This is a genomic window from Micromonospora sp. DT233 (genome assembly GCF_049841815.1).
Taxonomy (GTDB): Bacteria; Actinomycetota; Actinomycetes; order Mycobacteriales; family Micromonosporaceae; genus Micromonospora.
In genome coordinates this window covers 1-5,096 of record NZ_JBNCLB010000029.1, presented here as the reverse complement: position 1 = coordinate 5,096, position 5,096 = coordinate 1, and the positions used below count along the sequence as shown (strand labels likewise).

Sequence of the window (5,096 nt, the reverse complement as noted above, 5' to 3'; positions counted from 1 at the left end):
CAACTCCCAAAAATCCTCCGGACTACGCACCCCACCCGGCAGACGACAACTCATACCCACCACCGCGATCGGCTCGTGGTCGCGGCCCTCGAGATCCCGGACTCGATCCCGGGCCTGGAGGAGGTTGGCCGTCGCTCGCTTGAGGTAGTCGCGGAGCATGTCCTCGTTATTCATAATGGCATCCATTCAGGAGAGTCCGATCTCGTCGTCGAGCGCGGCGAACAGTTCGGCGTCGGTGGCCGTGCTGAGGTCGTCAGCCGTGGCCCGCGGTTGATCCCGGGCCTGCTCACCGGCCCATTTCCACGACAGGGCGTCGAGCCGGGCAGTGAGCCGCGCCTGCTCCTGCTCACCCCATGCGGTCCCGGCCAGCGACGCCTCGATGCGGTCCAGGGCCGCGAGGACCTCGGCGGCCGGATCCGCCGGCGCGGGAGACAGCTCGGCGAGCACGTGGGCGGCGAGCGCCGCCGCGGTCGGATGGTCGAAGACGGCGGTCGCGGAGAGACGCAGGCCGGTCGCCGAGCCGAGCCGGTTGCGCAGCTCGACCGCGGTCAGCGAGTCGAAGCCGAGCTCCTTGAAGGGCTGCCCCGGATCGACCGCTGCGGTGTTGCCGTGCCCGAGGATCGCGGCGGCCTCGCCGAGCACCAGGGCCAGCACCGCGGGCAACCGTTCCTCCTCCGACATCCGGCCCAGTCGCCGCGCCCAGGTGTCGTCCCCGGCCGGGCGTCCGGTGCCGGCCCGGCGGCGGGCCTCCTTTGTCCGGTCGAGTGCGCTCAGCAACGGAGGCAGTTCTCCGCGCTCCTGGCGCATCGCTGCGGCGTCCAAGTTCATGGCCACGACCAGCGGGCGGTTCAGCTCCCACGCGGCGTCCAGCATGGCCAGACCCTGCGCTTCCATGATCGGGGCGGTGCCGGAGCGGGTGAGCCGGGCCAGGTCCGCCCGGCCGAGGTGACCGGTCATGGCGCTGGCGCGCTCCCACAATCCCCACGCGATGGACGTCGCGGGGAGCCCGCGCGCCCGGCGGTGGGCGCAGAGCGCGTCGAGGAAGGCGTTGGCGGCCGCGTAGTTGCCCTGCCCGGGATTGCCGAGCGTGCCGGCCGCCGAGGAGAACACGACGAAGGCGGACAGGTCCTCGTTCCGGGTCAGCTCGTGCAAGTGCCAGGCGGCCTCGGCCTTGGGACGCAGCACGGTGGCAAGTTGATCCTCGGTCAGCGAGGTGAGCACGCCGTCGTCGAGCACGCCGGCCGCGTGGACGACTGCGGTCAGCGGGTGATCGGCGGGAACGGCGGCGAGCATCGCCGCGATCGAGGCGCGGTCACCGACGTCGCAGGCCGCGAACGTCACCTCCGCTCCGAGCGAGCCCAGCTCGTCGGCCAGTTCCCGGGCGCCTTCGGCCTCGGCACCCCGGCGGCCGGCCAGCACCAGATGCCGGACCTTGTGCTGGGTGGCCAGGTGCCGGGCGACGGAGCCGCCCAGCACACCGGTGCCGCCGGTGATCAGAACCGTGCCCTCGTCCGCCAAAGGCCGGGGCAGGGTCATGATGATCTTGCCGATGTGCCGGGTCTGGCTGAAGTACCGGATGGCCTGGCGCGCGTGCGCAATGTCCCACGCGGTGACCGGCACCGGGCGCAGCGAGCCGGCGTCGAACATCTCCCGGAGCTCGGCGAGCATCTCCTGGATGCGGTCGGGGCCGGCATCGAGCAGGTCGTAGATCCGGTAGCTGACACCCGGGTGCGCGGCGGAGACCTCGGCCGGATCACGCTTGTCGGTCTTGCCCATCTCGAGGAACCGGCCGCCGTCGCGCAGCAACCGCAGAGAGGCGTCGACGTACTCGTTCGCCAACGAGTTGAGCACCACGTCGACGCCACCACCCGAGGCGGCGCGCAGGCGGGGCTCGAAGTCGAGGGACCGCGAGCTGGCGATGCGCTCGGCCGCGACACCCTGGCCCCGCAGGGTGGCCCACTTCGCGGGGCCAGCCGTGGCGTACACCTCGGCGCCACGGTGCCGCGCCAGCTGGACCGCCGCCATGCCGACCCCACCTGTGGCGGCGTGGACCAGCAGGGACTCGCCGCCGCGCAGCCCTGCGAGGTCGAAGAGGCCGTAGTAGGCGGTGAGGAAGGCGATCGGGATCGCGGCCGACTCGGCGAAGGTCAGGCCGGCCGGCGCCCTGGTCACCAACCGCTCGTCGGTGACCGCCAACGGGCCGATACCGGAACGCATCAGGCCCATCACCCGGTCACCGGGCACCAGGCCGCTCACTCCGGAGCCGATCTCCACCACGACGCCCGAGGCCTCGCCGGCGGCGGGCCGCTCGTCGGAGGGCACCATGCCCAGGGCGAGGAGCACGTCGCGGAAGTTCAGGCCGGTGGCGCATACCGCGATCCGAACCTCGCCGGGACGCAGCGGCATGGAGCCGTCGTCGCTGGCCTGCAACGACAGACCGTCGACGGCACCGGGCGCGGTCAGTGCCAGGCGCCAGAGCGAACCGTCGGCGGGCGGCTGAAGAATGTCGCCGGCGTCCGCCCGTGCCAGGCGCGGGACGTAGCCGGCGCCGTGCCGCACGGCTATCTGGGGCTCGTTGTCCCGGAGGATCCGCGCGACCGCGTTGACCGAGTCCTCCTGCCCGTCCAGGTCGAGAAGGGCGAACCGGCCCGGATGCTCGGCCTGCGCCGAGCGGACCAGGCCCCAGACGGCGGCGTCCGCGGGGTGGGGCACCGCGTCGCCCGGCTGCGCGTCGACGGCGCCGCAGGTGACGAACACCAGGATCGACCGGTCGTCCGGCGCGCCGTCCAGCCACTGGCGCGCCAGTGCGAGAGCGTCGCGGGTGCCGGTACGTAGACCGGTGGCCGGGTCCTCGGACGGGGCGCGGCAGACCAGGACAAACCGCGGTTCCGGCTCTCCGGATCCACGCAGCTGCGTGACGTCGTCATACACCCGGACCGTGGCCCCCGAGCGCCGCAGCGCCGACGCGAGCCCGTACCGGTCAGCGCCGAGCAGCGCCCATGGCTCGGTCCCCGGCTTTGCAGCGACGACCGGCGCCCAGTCGACGGCGAACAGGCCAGCGGGTACGGCGGACCGCAGGCGCCCTGGCTCGACGGTGCGCACCGAGAGCTCGGCGGTGAACACCGGGAGGCCGGCCGGGTCGGTCGCGCTGATCGCCACCGCGTCGGTGCCGGTCGAGCGCAGGCGCACATGCAGGGTGCGGGCCGCGACGGCGTACAGGCGCACCCCGGTCCAGGAGAACGGCAGCCGTACGCCGTCGTCGCCCAGCAACATCAGGCTGTGCAGCGCGGCGTCGAGCAGCGCCGGGTGCAGCCCGAAGCCGCGTTCGGTGATCTCGTCGTCGAGGACCACCTCGGCGAAGGCGTCCACGCCCGAGCGCCAGGCCGCGGTGAGTCCCCGGAAGGCGGGACCGTATCGCAGGCCCCGGGCGGCGAGCAGCTCGTAGCCGGCGGAGACGTCGACGGGTTCGGCTTCCGGCGGCCAGGAGGCCGGTCCGTCCATCGGCTCGGTGGCGCCGTCGCCCAGGGTGCCGGTGGCGTGCCGGGTCCAGGGCTGGGTCGTGTCGGCGCGGGCGTGCGCGGTGAACGCCCGGCTCCCGTCGGAGCCTGGGGGCGCGACGAGGAGCTGGAACTCCACGGCACCCCGATCGGGCAGCAGGAGCGGGGCCTCGATCAGCAGTTCGTCGACGCCGGCGAGGCCGAGGCGGTCGGCGGCGTGCAACGCGAGGTCGACGTAGGCCGTACCGGGGAACAGGATCTGATCCCCGATCCGGTGGTCGGCCAGCCAGGCCTGCCCGCTCGGAGACAGCCTCGCGGTGAACGCCGTGGCACCGCCCTCGGCGAGGGCGACCGTGGCGCCGAGCAGGGCGTGCCCGGCGTTCGTGAGGCCGGCGGCGGCCACGTCGGCGGGACGGTCCGCACTGATCCAGAAGCGTCGACGCTGGAAGGCGTACGGCGGCAGTTCGATGCGACGGGCGCCAGCCATGGCCGGCGGCGCGGTCCAGTCCACGTCAACACCTCGGGTCCAGATCTGCGCCGCCGACATCAGGAAGCGACCCCATCCGCCCTCATGGCGCCGCAACGTCCCGGTGACGACGCCCGGCACGTCGGCCTGCTCCAGCGTCTCCCGCACGCCCAGGGTCAGCACCGGATGCGCGCTGCTCTCGACGAAGCACCGGTGCCCGTCGGCGACGAGCGCACCGATCGTCTGCTCGAAGCGGACGGTCCCGCGCAGGTTGCGGTACCAGTAGTCGGCGTCCAGCCGGGTGGTGTCGGCGAGACGCTCACCGGTGAGCGTCGAGTAGAGCGCGATCCGCGCCGGCTGCGGCCGGATGTCGGCGAGCATCTCGCGGATCTCGTCGCGCAGGATTTCGACCTGCGCGCTGTGCGAGGCGTAGTCGACCGGGATCCGGCGGGCCTGAACATCACCTTGCTGGTACCCGGCCAGCAGTTCCTCGATCGCCGCGCTCTCCCCCGCGACGACCGTCGACTGCGGCCCGTTGACGGCCGCGACGGTCAGCCGGTCACCGAACTCACCGATCCGCTCGGCGACGTCGGCGGCGCTCAGCGGCACCGACAGCATCCCGCCCCCGCCGGCCAGGCGGCGTAGGGCGCGGCTGCGCAGCGCCACGACCTTGGCGGCGTCCGGAAGAGTCAGCGCTCCGGCCACGCAGGCGGCCGCGATCTCGCCCTGGGAGTGGCCCACCACCGCCGCCGGCTCGACGCCGAGCGAGCGCCACACCGCAGCGAGGGAGACCATGACGGCGAAGAGCGCGGGCTGGACGACGTCGACCTGGCTCCACTCCTCCTCCCGCCGCAGGACGGCGATCAAGGACCATTCCACGTACGGGGCAAGCGCCGCCTCGCACTCGCGCAGGCTCTCCTGGAAGACCGGTGAGGTGTCCATGAGCTCCACGGCCATCCGGGCCCACTGCGAACCCTGACCGGGGAAGACGAAGGCGATCTTCCCGGCGTCGCCGGCCGTTCCCGGTACGACGCCATCCGGCAGCGGTCCACCGGCGATCGCGGTGTCGAGCTGGGTGGTGAAGTCGTCCAGCGTCTCTCCCAGCAGCACCACCCGATGCGCATGGACACCAC

The 5,096-nt window shown here is 73.1% G+C and carries 2 protein-coding genes; both read right to left on the bottom strand.

Annotated features, from left to right (window positions below; genetic code table 11):
* Positions 1-159, bottom strand: a 159-nt coding sequence (locus ACLQ2V_RS28015) for a polyketide synthase docking domain-containing protein (protein WP_425721692.1), incomplete at its 3' end; no start/stop codon positions are given.
* A 27-nt stretch (positions 160-186) separates the two neighbouring features.
* Complete coding sequence (locus ACLQ2V_RS28010; protein WP_425721690.1) at positions 187-5,076, bottom strand: SDR family NAD(P)-dependent oxidoreductase; 4,890 nt, start codon at positions 5,074-5,076, stop codon at positions 187-189.
* Positions 5,077-5,096 lie beyond the last annotated feature (20 nt).